At 77.1% G+C, this 16,821-nt stretch carries 16 protein-coding genes; 9 read left to right on the top strand and 7 right to left on the bottom strand.

What is annotated here, in order from left to right:
- Positions 1-28: 28 nt before the first annotated feature.
- Positions 29-568 carry a TIGR03086 family metal-binding protein gene (locus BLS67_RS13940; RefSeq protein ID WP_091246421.1) on the top strand — a complete coding sequence of 180 codons (540 nt, stop codon included), beginning with the start codon at positions 29-31 and terminating at the stop codon, positions 566-568.
- 3 nt (positions 569-571) lie between these two features.
- On the opposite strand, the gene BLS67_RS13935 is transcribed toward BLS67_RS13940, so the two are convergent.
- Complete coding sequence (locus tag BLS67_RS13935) at positions 572-895, bottom strand: tetratricopeptide repeat protein (RefSeq protein ID WP_091246209.1); 324 nt, start codon at positions 893-895, stop codon at positions 572-574.
- Between the two features lie 80 nt (positions 896-975).
- On the opposite strand from BLS67_RS13935, the gene BLS67_RS13930 reads away from it, so the two are divergent.
- Genes BLS67_RS13930 through BLS67_RS13910 form a run of 5 tightly spaced genes read left to right on the top strand, consistent with a single transcriptional unit; the run spans position 976 to position 6,906 of the window.
- The gene (locus BLS67_RS13930) at positions 976-2,214 is read left to right on the top strand and encodes an MFS transporter (protein WP_091246205.1); all 1,239 of its coding nucleotides are present in this window, start codon (positions 976-978) and stop codon (positions 2,212-2,214) included.
- Positions 2,215-2,227: 13 nt separating this feature from the next.
- On the top strand, positions 2,228-3,469 hold the full coding sequence (cobG, locus tag BLS67_RS13925; RefSeq protein WP_091246202.1) for a precorrin-3B synthase: 1,242 nt from the start codon (positions 2,228-2,230) through the stop codon (positions 3,467-3,469).
- Complete coding sequence (locus tag BLS67_RS13920) at positions 3,466-4,101, top strand: precorrin-8X methylmutase (protein ID WP_091246198.1); 636 nt, start codon at positions 3,466-3,468, stop codon at positions 4,099-4,101. Before cobG ends, BLS67_RS13920 begins: the two co-directional genes overlap by 4 nt.
- Complete coding sequence (locus BLS67_RS13915; RefSeq protein ID WP_091246193.1) at positions 4,098-5,666, top strand: precorrin-2 C(20)-methyltransferase; 1,569 nt, start codon at positions 4,098-4,100, stop codon at positions 5,664-5,666. The genes BLS67_RS13920 and BLS67_RS13915 overlap by 4 nt, the downstream gene beginning before the upstream one ends.
- 46 nt (positions 5,667-5,712) lie before the next feature.
- The gene (locus BLS67_RS13910) at positions 5,713-6,906 is read left to right on the top strand and encodes an MFS transporter (protein ID WP_091246191.1); all 1,194 of its coding nucleotides are present in this window, start codon (positions 5,713-5,715) and stop codon (positions 6,904-6,906) included.
- Here the strand turns inward: BLS67_RS13910 and BLS67_RS13905 are convergent.
- The 6 genes from BLS67_RS13905 to def all read right to left on the bottom strand — a co-directional run bounded on the left by BLS67_RS13905 (position 6,893) and on the right by def (position 11,536).
- On the bottom strand, positions 6,893-7,501 hold the full coding sequence (locus tag BLS67_RS13905) for a PilZ domain-containing protein (RefSeq protein ID WP_165617588.1): 609 nt from the start codon (positions 7,499-7,501) through the stop codon (positions 6,893-6,895). The genes BLS67_RS13910 and BLS67_RS13905 overlap by 14 nt on opposite strands.
- Positions 7,502-7,599: 98 nt before the next feature.
- A complete protein-coding gene (locus BLS67_RS13900; RefSeq protein WP_091246185.1) occupies positions 7,600-8,250 on the bottom strand; it encodes an HAD hydrolase-like protein in 651 nt (216 codons plus the stop codon).
- A 73-nt stretch (positions 8,251-8,323) separates the two neighbouring features.
- Positions 8,324-9,043, bottom strand: a complete 720-nt coding sequence (locus tag BLS67_RS13895; protein ID WP_091246182.1) for a cobalt-precorrin-6A reductase — start codon at positions 9,041-9,043, stop codon at positions 8,324-8,326.
- The gene (cobM, locus tag BLS67_RS13890) at positions 9,043-9,783 is read right to left on the bottom strand and encodes a precorrin-4 C(11)-methyltransferase (protein WP_091246179.1); all 741 of its coding nucleotides are present in this window, start codon (positions 9,781-9,783) and stop codon (positions 9,043-9,045) included. Before cobM ends, BLS67_RS13895 begins: the two co-directional genes overlap by 1 nt.
- Positions 9,780-10,982 carry a precorrin-6y C5,15-methyltransferase (decarboxylating) subunit CbiE gene (cbiE, locus tag BLS67_RS13885; protein ID WP_091246175.1) on the bottom strand — a complete coding sequence of 401 codons (1,203 nt, stop codon included), beginning with the start codon at positions 10,980-10,982 and terminating at the stop codon, positions 9,780-9,782. Before cbiE ends, cobM begins: the two co-directional genes overlap by 4 nt.
- Positions 10,979-11,536 carry a peptide deformylase gene (gene def / locus BLS67_RS13880; RefSeq protein WP_091246171.1) on the bottom strand — a complete coding sequence of 186 codons (558 nt, stop codon included), beginning with the start codon at positions 11,534-11,536 and terminating at the stop codon, positions 10,979-10,981. The genes cbiE and def overlap by 4 nt, the downstream gene beginning before the upstream one ends.
- 32 nt (positions 11,537-11,568) lie before the next feature.
- On the opposite strand from def, the gene BLS67_RS13875 reads away from it, so the two are divergent.
- The 3 genes from BLS67_RS13875 (at position 11,569) to BLS67_RS13865 (ending at position 16,775) form a co-directional block, all read left to right on the top strand.
- Complete coding sequence (locus BLS67_RS13875; protein ID WP_242654073.1) at positions 11,569-12,510, top strand: cobalamin biosynthesis protein; 942 nt, start codon at positions 11,569-11,571, stop codon at positions 12,508-12,510.
- A 66-nt stretch (positions 12,511-12,576) separates the two neighbouring features.
- The gene (locus BLS67_RS13870; RefSeq protein WP_207500579.1) at positions 12,577-15,276 is read left to right on the top strand and encodes a putative bifunctional diguanylate cyclase/phosphodiesterase; all 2,700 of its coding nucleotides are present in this window, start codon (positions 12,577-12,579) and stop codon (positions 15,274-15,276) included.
- A 50-nt stretch (positions 15,277-15,326) separates the two neighbouring features.
- Positions 15,327-16,775: an aminotransferase-like domain-containing protein gene (locus BLS67_RS13865; protein WP_091246162.1), complete on the top strand. Its 1,449-nt coding sequence runs from the start codon at positions 15,327-15,329 to the stop codon at positions 16,773-16,775.
- Positions 16,776-16,821: the final 46 nt, after the last annotated feature.

Genomic DNA, 16,821 nt, shown 5'->3' with positions numbered 1-16,821 from the left:
CCTGCCGCACCGTCGCCAGGGTGGGGGCATGACCGACACCGCGGCCACCTACCGGGCCACCGCCGCCGCCCTGTCCGCCGTCCTCGACGCCGTCCCGGCCGACCGCTGGACCGCCCCGTCGCCGTGCGACGGCTGGACGGCGGCCGACGTGGTCACCCACGTCGTGGACACCCAGCGCGAGCTGCTGGCCACCCACGGCGCCGACCTCGGGACGGCGCCCACCGGCGACCCGGCCACCGTCTTCCGCGCCCACGCCGACGCGGTGCGGGCCGCGCTCAGCGACGAGCTGGTCACCCGGGCCTACGACGGCTTCTTCGGGCCGACCACCGTCGGCGCGACCCTCGAGCAGTTCTACGTGTGGGACATGGTCGTGCACCGCTGGGACGTCGCCCGCGCCACCGGCGGGGACGAGGCGCTCACCGGCGACGAGCTCGACCGGGTGGCGGCCGGTGCCGCCTCCTTCGGCGAGGCGCTGCACATGGACGGCATCTGCGCCCCCGCCGTGCCCGTGCCCGCCGGCGCCGACCGGCAGACCGCGCTGCTGGCCGAGCTGGGCCGCCGGGCCTGACCGTCAGCTGGGGGCGCCCAGCGCGTCGGCCATGCGGTGGTGGGTGGCGGCCTCGGCGGCCCGGTGCTGGCGCTCCAGCGTGCGGGCCAGGGCGCGGCGCGCCCAGCCGTCGGCCGGCGCCAGCTGCACCAGCTCGCCGAACGCCTGCTCGGCCTTGGCCAGCTGGGCGGACTCGAAGCAGGCCCGGCCCAGCAGCTCCAGCACGGCGACGTCGTGCGGGTAGTCGGCCACGACCGGGGCCAGGATGGCCACCGCCTCGGTGGGCTGGCCGCTGGTCAGGAACAGCTCGGCGCGGAGGAACTCGGAGTGCAGGTCGATGGTGGTCATCGGTGGCCTCCTCTCAGGCGGTCGGTCCAACACGGCGACCTCCGCCGCATTCCCGGCCCCCGGGGAGCAGGATCCCCCTCGTGACCGCCACCGTCGAGACCGTCCGCGAGCAGGCCCGCCGCCGGGCGGTGCCCGTGCTGGTGGGCAGCCAGGTGCTCGGCGGGGTCGGGGTGGCCAGCGGCATCGCGGTCGGCGGGCTGCTGGCCGAGCAGGTCTCCGGCTCCACCGCGCTGTCCGGGCTCGCCCAGACCGCCACGGTGCTCGGGTCGGCCGCGCTCGCCGTCCCGCTGGCCCGGCTGGCCGCGGCGCGGGGACGACGTCCGGCGCTGGCCACCGGCTACCTCCTGGGGCTGCTCGGCACGGGGCTGGTGGTGCTGGCCGCCGTCCTGGGGTCGTTCCTGCTGCTGGTGGCCGGGTTGCTGCTGTTCGGCGGGGCCACCACCTCGGGGCTGCAGGCCCGCTACGCCGCCACCGACGCGGCGACCCCGCAGACCCGTGGCCGGGCGTTGTCGGTGGTGGTCTGGGCGACGACCGCCGGCGCCGTGCTCGGCCCCAACCTCTCGGGCCTGGGCGGCCGGGTCGGGAGCTCGCTGGGGCTGCCCCCGCTGGCCGGCCCCTACGTGTTCTCCGCCGTCTCCTTCACGGCCGGGGCGGTGGTGGTGTGGCTGCTGCTGCGCCCCGACCCGCTGGTCGTCGCCGGGGCCACGACCGCGCCGGCCCGGTCCTCGGTGCGGCAGACGCTGCGGGTGGTCCTCGGCGTCCCCGCTGCGCGGTTGGGGCTGGTCGCGGTCGCCACCGCCCACGCCGTCATGGTCGGGGTGATGGTGATGACGCCGGTGCACCTGGGCCACGGCGGTGCCTCGCTGCAGGTGGTCGGGATCGTGATCAGCGTGCACATCGCCGGCATGTACGCCGCCTCCCCGGTGATGGGCTGGCTGGCCGACCGGGCCGGGCGGGTGCGCACGATCGGGCTGGGCGTCGTCCTGCTCGCGGGTGCCCTGGTGGTGGGGGCGCTGGCTCCGGCGCAGGCGCGCGGCTGGGTGACGGTGTCGATGCTGCTGCTCGGCCTGGGCTGGTCGGCGGCGCTGGTGGCCGGGTCGACGCTGCTGTCGGAGTCGGTGCCGGCCGACGTCCGCACGTCGGTGCAGGGCACCTCGGACCTGGTGATGGGGCTGGCCGGGGCCTCGGCGGGCGCGCTGGCCGGCCCGGTGCTCGCCGCCGGGGGCTACCCGTCCGTGGCGGTGGCGGCCGCCGTGCTGCTGGTGCCGGTGGTCGTGCTGCTGGTCCGGGCCCCGAGCACGCCGATGGCGCGCACGTAACCTCGGGCGGGCCATGACGACCCGCGACCGCTCCGACGCCTGCCCGGGTGCGGTGCAGACCCACCGGGCCGCCGACGGGCAGCTGGCCCGGGTGCGGGTGCCCGGGGGGTTGTTGTCGGCCGACCAGGTGCGGGTGCTCGCCGCCTGCGCCGCGGAGCTGGCCGACGGTGCGCTGGAGCTGACCAGCCGCGGCAACCTGCAGCTGCGCGGCCTGGCCGACCACGCCCCGCCCGAGCTGGCCCGCCGGCTGTCCGCGGCCGGGCTGCTGCCCTCGGAGGCGCACGAGACCGCACGCAACGTGGTGGCCAGCGTGCTCTCGGGTCGGACGGACGACGGGCTGCTCGACGTCCGGCCGGTGGTGCGGGCCTTCGACGCCGGCCTGGTCGCCGACCCGGTGCTGGCCGCGCTGCCCGGCCGCTTCCTGGTCACCGTGGACGACGGCCGCGGCGACGTCCACGGCCTGGGCGCCGACGTGGCGCTGCGCGCGGTGTCGACGACCGCGGTCGAGCTGACCCTGGCCGGCGTCGCCACCGACCTGACCGCGCCGGTCGAGCACGCCCACTCCCTGGCCCTGGCCGCCGCCCACGCCTTCCTCGCCGAACGCGAGGCCCAGCAGAGCCAGGCGTGGCGGGTGTCCGAGCTCGACGACGGTCCTCGCACGCTGACCGACCGCCTGGTCCGCGACGAGCGGGGGCCCGCAGGGTCCCCCGAGGAGCGGACGGACGCGCTCGCCGCCCCAGGGGGACGGCCGTTGGCCGCGGTGTCGTCCGGAGGACGACCAGGTGCACAGCCCCCGCTCGTCGTGGCCCCGGCGGGTGCCGTCCCGCAGACCGATGGTCTGGTTGCGCTGGTCGGGTTGGTGCCGTTGGGGCGGTTGACCGGGCCTGTGCTGGAGGTGCTGGTGCAGGTCACGGCGGCGTTGGGCAGCGAGGTCCAGGTGACGCCGTGGCGCAGCGTCGTCGTCCCCGACCTGCCCGACGAGTTCGTCGACGACGTCGCCACCGCCCTGCACCACGGCGGGCTGGTGTTCGACGCCGCGAGCCCGTGGGCGCAGGTCACCGCGTGCGCCGGGCTGCCGGGCTGCGCGAAGTCGCGGGCCGACGTCCGCGCCGACGCCGCGCGGGCCGTGGCGACCGGGACGCTGCCGGTCGTCGGGCCCCAGCACTGGGCCGGGTGCGAGCGCCGGTGCGGGCGCCCGGCAGGATCGACCGATGTCCTGGCCACCGGCCGGGGCTACGAGATCGGAGCAGGGTGAGCAGCAGGGTCGAGTACGAGTACGAGCACGACGGCGCCGAGATCTACCGGCAGTCCTTCGCGACCATCCGCCGCGAGGCCGAGCTGGACCGGCTGCCGGCCGACGTCGCGCAGGTGGCGGTGCGGATGATCCACGCCTGCGGGCAGGTCGACCTGGTCCGCGACGTCGCCTGGTCCGACGGTGTCGTGGGCAAGGCCCGCGCCGCGCTGGAGCTCGGCGCACCCGTGCTCTGCGACGCGCAGATGGTGGCCGCCGGGGTGACCCGCAAGCGGCTGCCGGCGTTCAACGACGTGGTCTGCACGCTGAACGACCCGCGGACGCCGGACCTCGCCCGGGAGATGGGCACCACCCGCACGGCGGCGGCGATGCACCTCTGGGGCGAGAAGCTCGAGGGCGCCGTGGTCGCGATCGGCAACGCCCCGACCGCGCTGTTCCACCTGCTCGAGATGGCCGCCGCCGGTGGCCCGCGCCCGGCCGCCGTCGTCGGCATCCCCGTCGGGTTCATCGGCGCGGTCGAGAGCAAGGAGGCCCTGGCCGCCTCCGACCTGGACTTCCTGGTCGTCCGCGGTCGGCGCGGTGGGTCGGCGATCACCGCCGCCGCGGTCAACGCGCTGGCGAGCACCGCCGAATGACCGGCCGTCTCTACGGGGTCGGCCTGGGCCCGGGCGACCCCGAGCTGGTCACGGTCAAGGCCGCCCGGCTGATCGGCGCGGCCGACGTCGTCGCCTTCCACTCGGCGCGGCACGGTCGGTCCGTGGCCCGCGGGCTGGCCGAGCCCTACCTGCGCGCCGGCCAGGTCGAGGAGCTGCTGGTCTACCCGGTCACCACCGAGACCACCGACCACCCCGGCGGCTACCAGGGCGCCATCGACGAGTTCTACGAGACCGCCGCCGCCCGGCTGGCCGCCCACCTCGACGCCGGCCGTGACGTCGTCGTCCTGGCCGAGGGCGACCCGTTCTTCTACGGCTCGTACATGCACATGCACAAGCGGCTGGCGCACCGGTACCCGACCGAGGTGGTGCCCGGGGTGACCAGCGTGTCCGGCGCGTCGGCGGTGCTGGGCCGGCCGCTGGTCGAGCGGGACGAGGTGCTCACCGTGCTGCCCGGCACGCTGCCCACCGAGGAGCTCGCCGCCTGGCTCGAGACCGCCGACTCCGCCGCGGTGATGAAGCTGGGCCGCACCTTCCCCGCCGTCCGCGACGCCTTCGCCGTGGCCGGGGTGCTGGACCGCGCCTGGTACGTCGAGCGGGCGACCACCGACCGACAGCGGGTGCTGCCGCTGGCCGACGTCGACCCCGAGACGGTGCCCTACTTCTCGCTGGCGCTGCTGCCGTCGGAGCTGACCGGCCCGGGCAACGCCGCCGTCCCCGCGCGCACCGATGAGCCGGCGAAGGATCCGTTGCACCCCGTCCTGGGCCCGGCAGGGGGTGCAACGGATCCTTTGCCGGTCGGGGCGGTCGCGGGCGCAGGGTCGCTGACCGTCGTCGGGCTCGGGCCCGGGGCGCGGTACTGGACGACGCCGGAGGCCGCGGCCGCCCTCGCCGAGGCCGACGACCTGGTCGGCTACGGCCCCTACCTGGACCGGGTCGCGGCCAACCCGCGGCAGGTCAAGCACCCCAGCGACAACCGGGTCGAGGCCGAGCGCGCCGCGGCCGCCCTGGCGATGGCCCGCGCGGGGCGCCGGGTCGCGGTGGTCTCCAGCGGCGACCCGGGGGTGTTCGCGATGGCCGCAGCGGTGCTCGAGGTGGCCGCGGTGGACTTCCCCGACGTCCCGGTGCGGGTGCTGCCCGGCATCACCGCCGCCCAGGCGGTGGCGTCGCGGGTGGGTGCGCCGCTGGGCCACGACTTCTGCATCCTGTCGCTGTCGGACGTGCTCAAGCCGTGGGACGTCGTCCTGGACCGCCTGCGCCACGCGGCCGCCGCCGACCTGGTCATCGCGCTCTACAACCCGCGCTCCAAGGCGCGCCCGCAGCAGCTGTTCGACGCCCGCGAGGCGCTGCTGGAGGTGCGGTCGGCCGACACCGTGGTGGTGGTCGGCCGCGACGTCGGCGGCCCCGAGGAGGAGCTGCGCGTGACCACCCTGGGCGAGTTCGACCCCGGCACCGTGGACATGCGCTGCCTGGTCATGATCGGCAGCACCCAGACGAGGGTGACGGGGAGCGGCCAGGTCTACACCAGCCGCACCTACCCCGGCTGATCCGCCGAGCGGGAACACCTGCGCCCGGTTCGGCGCTGGCTCTCCCGTGCGCACACTCTCCCGGCCCGCGGCGTTCTGGTCGGTGGCGGTGCTGCTGGTCCTGGTGCTCGCGGCCTCCGGTGTCCCGTCCCCGCTCTACCGCGTCTACGCCGAGGAGTTCGGGTTCGGCTCCGGCGTGCTCACCGTCGTCTTCGCCGTCTACGCGCTCGCGCTGCTGGTCGCGCTGCTCACCGTCGGGGCGCTCAGCGACCACGTGGGTCGCCGGCCCGTGCTGGCCGTCGCGCTGCTGGTCGAGGCCGTGGCGATGGGCTTGTTCCTGCTCGCCGACGGCGTGGTGTGGCTGCTGGCCGCCCGCGTCGTCCAGGGGCTGGCCACCGGCGCCATGACCGGGGCGTTCGGCGCGGCCCTGCTGGACCTGCAGCGCCGTGAGAAGCCGCTGGGCCCGCTGGTGAACTCGGCCTCTCCCGGGCTGGGGCTCTCCCTGGGCGCGGTCGGCGCCGGGGTCGCGGTGCAGCAGCTGCCCTCGCCCACCGACTGGGTGTTCGGCGTCCTCTCGGTGCTGTTCGTGCTGGCCGCGGGTGCGGTGTGGGCCCTCCTGCCCGAGACCTCGCCCCGCGTCCCCGGCGCCCGGGCCTCGCTGCGCCCCAGCGTGCACGTGCCCCGGGCCAACCGGCGGGCGTTCGCCGCGGCGCTGCCCTGCCTGTTCGCCACCTGGGCGCTCGGCGGGCTCTACGCCTCGCTGGGCCCCTCGTTGGTGGCCGACGTCTACGGGGTCGCGGACCACGCGGTCGGCAGCCTGGTCGTGCTGGCCCTCAACGGCACCGGCCTGGTCGGCTCGCTGCTCACCCAGCGGCTGGCCCCCACCCGCGGCATGGTCGCCGGGGCGCTGGTCTTCGCCGTCGGCGTCGTGGGCACCGTCGTGGCGCTGGCCGCCGGGTCGCTGGCCGCGTTCTTCGTCGCCGCCGTGGTGTCCGGGTTCGGCTTCGGCTCGGCGTTCCTGGGCGCGATGGCCACGGTCACCCGCGGCGTCGACCCCGCCCAGCGCGCGGGGCTGCTCTCGGCGGTCTTCACCGCCAGCTACCTGGCGTTCAGCCTGCCCGCCATCGGTGCGGGCATCGCGGCCGCCCACGTCGGGCTGACCACCACGGCCGAGGTCTACGGCGCGGTGGTCGTCGTCCTGGCGCTGAGCGCCGTCGGCGGCCTCCTGGTGCAGAAGGCCGCGCCGGTCACAGCAGGCTGAGCCGGCGCTGCTCGCGGAGGGCGGCGAACACGTGGGCGCGCAGCAGGTCGGCCAGGCTGTCGGCCAGGTCGGTGAAGGCGACGGCGACGTCCCAGCCGGTCTCGTCGCCGATCACGGTCTGCCAGCGGCCCGGGAGCGGGAAGACGGCGCCGCGCAGCAGCAGCCCGACCTCGACCGCGGCACCCTCGGCCGGTGCGCCGCCGGTGAGCTCGAGCCGGCCGCGCAGGCCGGTCTCGCTGACGTCGGTGGTGCGGCCGCGGAACACCGCGCCCGACGCCTGCTCCACCACCTGCAGCTTCAAGCGCAGCGGCGCCCGGACGGCGTCCCGCCGGTTGCCCCGCTCGGTCACGCCGACGGGGAGCACGTGCCAGCGCACCCCGCCCCGCACCGGCCAGCGCAGGGCGACCCGGGCCAGCACCGTGTGCACGCCGCCGGGGCTGTTCCAGTAGAGGCGCAGCGGCTCGGTGACCGCCGGCTCGACCGGCAGCTCGACCACGAACCCGCCGTGGCGGCGCTGGTCGACCCGTCCGGTCACGACCTCGGCGCCGGCGACGACGTCCACGAGCGCGCCGGGCACCGGCAACTCGACCGCCACGCTCCACCTCCCTGTGAGGACCATGTGTCCTGTCGGAGAGGTGATCGGCCGCGACGTGCCCCGCGCGCAGTCCCCGGGCGGGTGATCACCCGCCCGGGTCAGGGCCGCAGGTGGTCGAGGGCGGCCGGGACCTGCCCCGGCTCGTCGACCACGACCGCCGCACCGGCCTGCGCCAGCTCCCCGGGCCGTGCCGGCCCCCACCCCGCGCCGACGCAGGGCAGCCCGTGCGCCCGGGCGCCGACGACGTCCTGCGCGCGGTCGCCGACCAGCACCGGCCCGGTGCCGTCGGCGTGCTGGGCCAGGGCGAGTCCGACCACCTGGTGCTTGTGCCGGACCCGGCCGTCCAGGGTCGCCCCGTGCACGCTGTCGAAGGCGTCCAGCAGCCCGACGTGGTCGAGGATCCGCCGGGCGAACTCCGCCGGCTTGGAGGTGGCGACGGCGAGCCGCTCGCCGCGGGCGCGCAGCTCGACCAGCAGGTCGGGGACGCCGGCGTACACGGGCGCGTCGAGCATGGCGCCGGCCGTGTAGTGCGCGCGGTAGGCGGCCACCGCCCGGTCGACGTCGGCCTCGGGCACGCCCAGCGCGGCGGCGAAGCCGTCCTGGAGCGGCGGGCCGACCATGGCGGCGAGCTGGTCGGCCGTGGGCTCGGGCAGGCCCAGCTCGGCGGCGGCCACCCGGATGCTCGCGTGGATCCCCGGCGCGGAGTCCACCAGCGTCCCGTCCAGGTCGAACAGGGTCAGCGTGGTCACCCCGACGTGCTCCTCGGCCCGGGCCGGGGGCCCGCGGCGAGCCTGCGAGTCGTGGGGAGGCCCGGGTGCTTCCTCAGCGCAACCACGAGAGCGCCTCCTCGACGGTGGGGACGACGGCCACCCCGGCCGGCAGCGGTGGCCGGCGGACCAGCACCACCGGGATGCCCAGCTCGCGCGCGGCGACCAGCTTGGCCGCGGTCATCGGTCCTCCCGAGTCCTTGGTGACGACGACGTCGACGGCGTGCTCGCGCATCAGCGCGAGCTCCTCGGCCACGGTGAACGGACCCCGGGCCAGCACCAGCGTGGCCCCGGCCGGGAGCGGTTCGGTCGGCGGGTCGACGCAGCGCACCAGGACCCGCCCGGGCAACCCCGCGAACGCGCCCACCCCCTGCCGGCCGGTGGTGAGGAACGCGGTCCCCCGCACCAGCGCAGCCGCCTGCGCGAGGTCGTCGACGAAGGCCCAGTCGTCCCCGGGCTCCGCCGTCCAGCCGGGTCGCTGCAGCCGCAGCAGCGGGGTGCCCGCCCCCGTGCACGCGGCCGCCGCGTTCGTCGTCATCCCGGCCGCGAAGGGGTGGGTGGCGTCGACGACGGCGGCCGGCCGGTGCTCCTGCAGCCAGGCGGTCAGCCCGGGCACCCCGCCGAACCCGCCGACCCGCACCTCCCCTGCCGGCAGCAGGGGGTCGGCCAGCCGACCGGCCAACGACGACACGACCTCGACGCCCGCCTCCGACAACCGGCCCGCCAGCTCGCGCGCCTCCCCCGTCCCGCCCAGCAGCAGCACGGGGCCCCGCATCAGCGGGCCCGGGTGGTGGAGTACAGGTGGCTGTCGGGGAACTCCCCGGCGGTCAGCACCGGGCCGACCACCACGACCGCCGTGCGGACGACGCCCGCCGCGGCCACCTGCTCGGCGATGTCGCCCAGCGTGCCGCGCAGCACCAGCTCGTCGTCGCGGGAGGCGCGGGCGACGACCGCGACCGGGCCGTCGGCGCCGTAGTGCTCGGCCAGCTGCGGGGCCAGCTCGGCGATCCGCTGCACGGCCAGGTGCAGCACCAGGGTCGCGCCGGTGGCCGCGTAGGCGGCCAGCTCCTCCCCCGGCGGCATGGCGGTGGAGCGGGCCGAGGTCCGGGTCAGCACGACGGTCTGCCCCACCCCCGGCACGGTCAGCTCACGCTTGAGGGTGGCCGCGGCGGCGGCGAACGCGGGAACCCCGGGGACGACGTCGTAGGGCACCCCGGCGGCGTCCAGCCGGCGCATCTGCTCGGCCATCGCGCTGTAGACCGACGGGTCGCCGGAGTGCAGCCGGGCGACGTCCAGCCCCGCCCCGTGCGCGGCCACCAGCTCGCCGGTGATCGCGTCCAGGTCGAGGTTCGCGGTGTCCACCAGCCGGGCGCCGGGCTGCGTGGTCGCGAGCAGCTCGACCGGCACCAGCGCCCCGGCGTACAGCACCACCGGGCACGACGCGATCAGCCGGGCCGCCCGCAGCGTGACCAGGTCGGCGGCCCCCGGCCCGGCCCCGATGAAGTGGATCGTCACCTCGTCCCGCTCCAGATGGTCACGGGCATGGCGGGCTTCCAGCCGAGGTAGCCGCCGACGGGTTCGGCGCGCTGCACGGCCAGCCGCACCATCGATCCGCCGTAGCGGGACTGCCAGTCGGCGAGCACGGCCTCGCTCTGCACGGTCACCGCGTTCACCACCAGCCGCCCGCCCGGGCGCAGGGCGTCCCAGCAGGCGTCCAGCAGCAGCGGGGTGGTCGCCCCGCCCCCGACGAACACGGCGTCGGGCTCGGGGAGCCGGCCGAACACGTCGGGCGCCCGGCCGTGCACCACCCGCAGGTAGGGGACGCCCAGCCGGGAGGCGTTGCGCGGGATCCGCTCGGCCCGCTCGGCGACGGACTCGACGGCGACCGCGCGGCAGGTGGGGTGCGCCCGCATCCACTCGATGCCGATCGAGCCCGAGCCGGCGCCGATGTCCCACAGCAGCTGCCCGGGCACGGCGGCCAGCCGGGACAGCGTCACCGCGCGGACCTCGTTCTTGGTCAGCTGGCCGTCGTGCTCGTAGGCGTCGTCGGGCAGCCCCGGGGTGGTCGGCAGGGGGGCGGTGCCCGACAGCGCCCGGCACTCCACGGCGGTCACCACGAGGGGTTCGGCGCGCGCGGTCCAGGCAGCTGCCGTGCCGGTGGTCACCGACTCGTCGGGCCCGCCCAGCGCGGCGAGGACGGTGACCTGCGAGTCGCCGTAGCCCCGCTCGGTCAGCAGCGCCGCGACGGCGGCCGGGGTGCCGCCGTCCGAACCGAGCACGAGCAGCCGGCGGCCGGGCTGGACGTGCGGGTGCAGCAGCTCGAGCGGCCGGCCGACCAGCGAGACCACCTGGGTGTCCTCGACCGCCCAGCCCAGCCGGGCGCAGGCCAGCGACACCGACGAGGGCGCGGGCAGCACCCGCACCGCGGCGGCGCCCAGCTCGCGCACCAACGTCGTCCCGACGCCGGAGAGCATGGGGTCGCCCGAGGCGAGGACGACGACGGCCCGGCCCTCCAGCGACGCGAACAGGCCGGGGATCGCCGGCAGCATCGGGGACGGCCACGCGCGGCGCTCGGCGGACCCGGGCACGAGGTCGAGCTGGCGGGGGCTGCCCACGAGCACGTCGGCGGCCTCGACCGCGGCGCGGGACAGCGGGGAGAGCCCGTCCCAGCCGTCGGCGCCGATGCCCACGACGACCACGGGATGGCCCGTCACGCGGGGAGGTCCCCCTGCGGACCGGCGGCCTCGGCCAGCAGCTGCTCGCGCAGCTCGGCGTCCAGGCGGTCGACGTAGACGGTGCCGTCGAGGTGGTCGACCTCGTGCTGCAGGCAGCGGGCGGCCATGCCGGTGGCCTCGATCGAGGTGGGGTCGCCGTGCGCGTCCACGCCGTCGACCCGCGCACGGAAGGCCCGGTCGAGCTCGGCGTAGGGCCCCGGCACCGACAGGCAGCCCTCCTCGGTGCGCTCGACCTCGGGTTCGCCGTCGACCGGCTCGAGGACGGTGAGCACCGGGTTCACCACGTAGCCGACGACGTCCTCGCCGCGGGCGTCCGGGCAGTCGATGACGAACACCCGGGCGTCGACCCCGATCTGGTTGGCCGCCAGGCCCACGCCGTCGGCGGCCTGCATCGAGGCGAACATGTCCAGCACCAGGTGCCGCAGCTCGCGGTCGAAGGTGGTCACGTCGGCGCAGCGCCGGTGCAGCACCGGGTTGCTGCCGTAGGTGACGATCGGCCGGGCGACGCCGTCGTAACGGCCGGGCAAGCGCATGGGGGCCGATCGTAGTTGGCACCATCTCCCCGGTGGACCTCCCGACCGCGACCGGCCTCGCCCTGGGCTCGCTCGCCGACCTCGCCCTCGGCGACCCCCGTCGCGGGCACCCCGTAGCCGGGTTCGGCCGGGCCGCGGCCGCCGTGGAGCGGGTCACCTGGCGGGACTCCCGGCCGGCCGGGACCGCGCACTGGCTGGCCTGCGTGCTGCCGGTGACCGCGCTGGGCCTGGCCGCCGACCGGGTGACCCGGGACCGATCGGTCGCCCGCGCCCTGGTCACCGCGGCCGGCACGTGGGCGGTGCTGGGCGGCACGTCGCTGGGCCGCGCCGGCAGCCGGATGGCCGAGCTGCTCGACGACCTGCCGGCGGCCCGGGCGCACCTGCCCACCCTCGCCGGCCGGGACCCGTCGTCCCTCGGGGAACCCGAGCTGGTCCGCGCCACGGTGGAGTCGGTGGCCGAGAACACCTCCGACGCCGCGGTCGCCCCGCTGGTGTGGGGGGCGGTGGCCGGCCTGCCCGGCCTGCTGGCCTACCGCGCGGTCAACACCCTGGACGCGATGGTCGGGTACCGGTCGGCGCGGTACGACCGGTTCGGCTGGGCGTCGGCGCGGGCCGACGACGTCGCCAACTGGCTGCCGGCCCGGTTGACCGCGGCGCTCACCGTCGCCGTCGCCCCGCTGGTGGGCGGCTCCCCGTCGGGGGCGCTGGCGGTCTGGCGGCGGGACGGCGGCGCCCACCCGAGCCCCAACTCCGGCCGGTGCGAGGCGGCCGCCGCCGGCGCGCTCGGCATCCGGCTGGGCGGCACCAACGTCTACGGCAGCCGGGTCGAGCACCGCCCGACCATGGGCGACGGCGCGGGCCCCGTGCGGGCCGACGTCGACCGGGCGGTCGCGCTGTCCCGTGCGGTGTGGACAGCGTCGGCCGCGCTGGCCGTCGCCGCCCGCCTGGCCCGGCGCGGGAGCACCGCCACCTGACCCCGACGGGGGACGTGGGTGACCGACCCCCTGCGCACCGGTGCACGGGAGGTCGATACCGGCACCATGCGTCTCCGCTCGTCCACCGGCTCCACCGGCCGGGGTGTCCCGCTCTCCGTCTACGTGACCGCGCTGGTCCTGGTGCCCCTGCTCGGGGTCCTCGCCCTGACCGGGGCCCTGGTCCGGTCGGCCGTCGCGCGCTCGGACTCCGCGGCCGAGGCGGCCCGCTCGGTCGCGGCGGTGGCCGTGCTGGAGCGGGTGCGCGCGGCCGTCGAGCAGGAGGTCGTGCCGGTCCTCACCGTCGCCGCCCTGGACAGCCCCGAGCTCGTCGAGCAGCTGGGCCTGCCGGCGATGTTCGTGGCGACGGCCCGCACCCAGGCCGCCCAGGGACTGGACACCGCCCGCGCGGCCACCGACGCCGCCCTGGCCGAGGTCCCGGCCGACTCCTCGGCGGCCGCCGCCGCGAGCTCCGCCGTCGCCGCCCTGGACAGCCTCCGCGGGAGCGGTTCCGACCAGCGGACCGTGGACGACGTGGTGGCCACCTACGAGGGGTACCTCCAGCTCTCCGACGACCTCGCGCTGGCGCAGCGGCAGGCCGGCGAGGGCGCCCGCGACGAGGACGTCTCGGCCACCACCCGAGCGGCGGTGGCCGACGTGGCGCTGCTGTCCCGGGCGGCGCAGGCCGCCGGGCGCGAGATGCCCCTGTTCCTCAGCTCCCTGACCGAGATCGACGTGGCCGTCGCGGCCGACCAGTGGCTCAGCGCCCGGGCCGAGTACCGGGCCGCCGCGGCCGCCCTGGCCGGGTTGACCGCACCCGAGGCGCAGGAGGCCTGGGCGGCCGCCGAGGCCGAGGGCCCCGTGCCCACCGTCGACGCCGTGCTCGACGCGCAGGCGGTGCCCGGCGCTGCACCGCTGACCATCCTGGGGCTGCAGGACCTGGTGACCCAGAGCAACGCCCGCAGCACCGTGGTCGCCGACGTCCTGGGCGCCGCCGTCGTGCGGGCCGAGGACGCCGCCGTCGCCGACCAGGCCGCCGCGCGCTCCACCACGACCACCACCGCCGTCGTCTGCGGCGCGCTCGTGCTCCTCACCGCCCTGGTGGTCGCCGTGGTGTGGCGCTCGCTGTCCCGCTCGCTGCGGCGGCTGGCCGGCCGGGCGCAGGACGTCAGCGAGGGCACCCTGGTCGACGTCGAGGTGGGCGGACCGCGGGAGGTGCGCACGGTCTCCAGCGCGCTGCGCGCCGCGGTCGCCAGCCTGCGCCGCATCCAGGACCAGGCGGGCGCGGTGGCCCGCGGCGACCTGGACCACGCCCTGCTCGACGAGCCGCTGCCCGGCCCGCTCGGCGAGGTCGTGCACGCCTCCGTGCAGCAGATCGTCACCGCCGTCCGCCAGCGGCAGGAGCTCCAGTCCGCCCTCACCCACCAGGCGCAGCACGACGCGCTGACCGAGCTGCCCAACCGCGCCCAGGCACTCCGGCTCGCCGCGGCCGCCCTGCACCGGGCGCAGCGGTCGGGCGCGATGATCGGCCTGCTGTTCGTCGACCTGGACGGGTTCAAGGCCGTCAACGACGGCTTCGGGCACGCCGCCGGCGACGAGGTGCTCCGGCAGACCGCGCACCGGCTGCACGACGCCGTCCGCTCCGGCGACGTCGTCTGCCGCCTCGGCGGGGACGAGTTCGTCGTCCTGGTCGAGCCCGCGGAGTCCGAGGACGACCTGATGGAGCTGGCCACCCGGCTGGTCGAGACCGTCAGCGCCCCGATCACGGTGGGCACCAGCACGGTGGCCGTCGGGGCCAGCGTGGGCATCGCCACCAGCCGGGACGCCAGCACCGACGCCGACGCCCTGCTGGCCCAGGCCGACGCCGCGGTCTACCGAGCCAAGGCGTCCGGGCGGGGGCGCGCCGAGCTGTTCGACGAGGCGCTGCGCGCCCAGCTGGTCGAGCGCAGCGAGCTGCAGGCCGCCATCGCCGCGGGTCTCGCCGGCGGGGAGATGCGGTTGGTCTACCAGCCCGTCCACGACGTCGGGTCCGGCGCCGTCATCGGCTACGAGGCGCTGATCCGCTGGGACCGTCCGGGGCACGGCACCGTCCCGCCGGACCTGTTCATCGGCGCCGCCGAGGCCTCCCGGCTGATCTGCGACCTGGACCGGTGGGTGCTCGCCGAGGCCACGGCCCAGCTGGCCGCCTGGCGGAGCGCACCGGGCCCCGCGCGCCCCGGGGAGCCGACGGTCGCGGTCAACATCTCGGGCCGGCACCTGGTCGACTCGCGGGTCGTCGCCGACGTCGCCGCGGCCCTCGAGGCCTCCGGGCTGCCCGCCGAGCTGCTGGTCCTGGAGGTCACCGAGACCGTGCTGGTCGACGACCCGACCGCCTACGACCACCTGGCCACCCTGCGGGCGACCGGCGTGGGCATCGCCATCGACGACTTCGGCACGGGGTACACCTCGATCGGCCAGCTGCGCAGCATGCCCGTGGACACGCTCAAGATCGACCGCAGCTTCATCGCCAGCGACGAGCCGTCGCACCGCACCCTGGTCGGGATGATGATCCACGCGGCCCACGCCTTCGGGCTCACCGTCGTCGCCGAGGGCGTCGAGGAGCCCTGCCAGCTCGAGGCGCTGCGGGCCGAGTCCTGCGACCAGGTCCAGGGCTACCTGATGTCCCGCCCGGTGCCTCCCGCGCAGGCCGGCGCAGCCGGCAGCGACGGGGTGCGCCGCGTCCGGGCCCAGGAGGCCGTGCCCGCCGGGGGGCACCCGCAGGTCAACTGAACGAGACCGGTGGACTGGTCGTGGCCCGCCCACCAGGGCACAGTGGATCCATGACCGGCTCCGTCGACCAGTCCACCGGGGTGCACGAGCTCGTGCGGTTGCTGCGGGCACCCTCCCGGCACGGTGGCCCGCGGTACGCCGCGATGGCCGCCCGCGTGCAGGAGCTGCTGAGCACCGGCGCCCTCCCGGTCGGCACCCGGCTGCCGGCCGAGCGCGAGCTGGCCGAGGCCCTCGGGGTCAGCCGGGTCACCGTCGCCAGCGCCTACCGGACGCTGCGCGAGGAGGGCTACGCGCAGACCCGGCACGGGTCGGGCACGGTGACCGAGCTGCCCCGGAGCCCGGGCGCGGCGTGGCCGCTCCCCGCAGACGGCGAGGGGTTCGTGAACCTGGCGCACACCGCCCCGCCGGCGTCCCCGCACCTGCTCCCGGCCTGCACGCGGGCGCTGGAGCTGCTGCCCGGCGTGCTGCAGTCCTCCGGCTACCACCACGACGGCCTGCCCGCGCTGCGCCAGGCGGTCGCCGACCGGTTCAGCGCCCGCGGGCTGCCCACCGACCCGGACCAGGTGTTGATCACCGCCGGGGTCATGGACGCCCTCGGGCTGGTGCTGGGCACCCTGCTGCACCCCGGCGACCGGGTGCTGGTCGAGCACCCGACCTACCCCGGCGCGGTCCGGCTGATCACCGACCGGGGCGGCCTGCCCGTGCCGGTCGCGACCGACGCCGACCAGCCCGACGCCCTGGTCGCCGCCGCCCACGCGGCGGCCCGGCAGAGCGCGCCCCGGCTGGCCTACCTGATGCCCGACCTCTCGAACCCCACCGGCCTGTCCCTCTCGGCCGGCGGACGCCGCCGGCTGGCCGCGACCCTCTGGCAGCAGGGCACGATCGCGGTGGTCGACGAGGTCACCGCGGGCCTCGACCTCGACGAACCCGACCGCGCACCGGCGCCCCCGTACGCCGCCGGGGTCCCGGACACCGCGACGGTGACCCTCGGCGGGCTGTCCAAGGCGGTGTGGGGCGGGCTGCGGATCGGCTGGCTGCGCACGGACGCCGCGCTGACCGCCCGGCTGGCCGACGCCTACGTCCAGCGGCAGCCGTCCGTGGGCACCCTGGACCAGCTGACCGCCAGCTTCCTGGTGACCGACCTCGACCAGGTGCTGGCCGACCGGCGCGCCGAGCTGCGCCGCAACCGGACCGCCCTCCGGGAGCTGCTGGCCGAGCACCTCCCCGAGTGGGCGGTCGCCCCGTCCGCCGGCGGGCTGTCCCTGTGGTGCCGGCTGCCGGAGGGGTTGAGCTCCGCCGCGCTCACCCGGGCCGCGCTGGGCGAGGGCATCCGGTTGGCCGAGGGGCGGGCGTTCGGCACCGGTGCCGCCTTCGACGACCACCTGCGGCTGCCGGTGGTCCGGCCGGGTGCCGAACTGCGGGAGGCGATCCCGGTGCTGGCCCGGGTCGCCCGCGCGGTGCACGGCCGGGGCCCGGCGCCCTCGGTCCGCGCCGTGTGAGCCGGGGGGCCCGCTGCGCCCCGACGGGGTCGGGGGATGATGCCCG

The sequence above is a fragment of the Klenkia soli genome, assembly GCF_900103975.1.
Classification (GTDB): Bacteria; Actinomycetota; Actinomycetes; order Mycobacteriales; family Geodermatophilaceae; genus Klenkia; species Klenkia soli.
Note: the sequence above shows the minus strand (reverse complement) of the source record. Positions and strands in the feature narration are given on the sequence as shown.

Coding starts and splice junctions, on each gene's coding strand:
- BLS67_RS13895 (WP_091246182.1), bottom strand. CDS start 9,043: ATGCGGGGCCCCGTGCTGCTGCTGGGCGGGACGGGGGAGGCGCGCGAG.
- BLS67_RS13935 (WP_091246209.1), bottom strand. CDS start 895: ATGACCACCATCGACCTGCACTCCGAGTTCCTCCGCGCCGAGCTGTTC.
- BLS67_RS13915 (WP_091246193.1), top strand. CDS start 4,098: ATGACCGGCCGTCTCTACGGGGTCGGCCTGGGCCCGGGCGACCCCGAG.
- def (WP_091246171.1), bottom strand. CDS start 11,536: ATGCGCTTGCCCGGCCGTTACGACGGCGTCGCCCGGCCGATCGTCACC.
- cobG (WP_091246202.1), top strand. CDS start 2,228: ATGACGACCCGCGACCGCTCCGACGCCTGCCCGGGTGCGGTGCAGACC.
- BLS67_RS13940 (WP_091246421.1), top strand. CDS start 29: ATGACCGACACCGCGGCCACCTACCGGGCCACCGCCGCCGCCCTGTCC.
- BLS67_RS13865 (WP_091246162.1), top strand. CDS start 15,327: ATGACCGGCTCCGTCGACCAGTCCACCGGGGTGCACGAGCTCGTGCGG.
- BLS67_RS13870 (WP_207500579.1), top strand. CDS start 12,577: ATGCGTCTCCGCTCGTCCACCGGCTCCACCGGCCGGGGTGTCCCGCTC.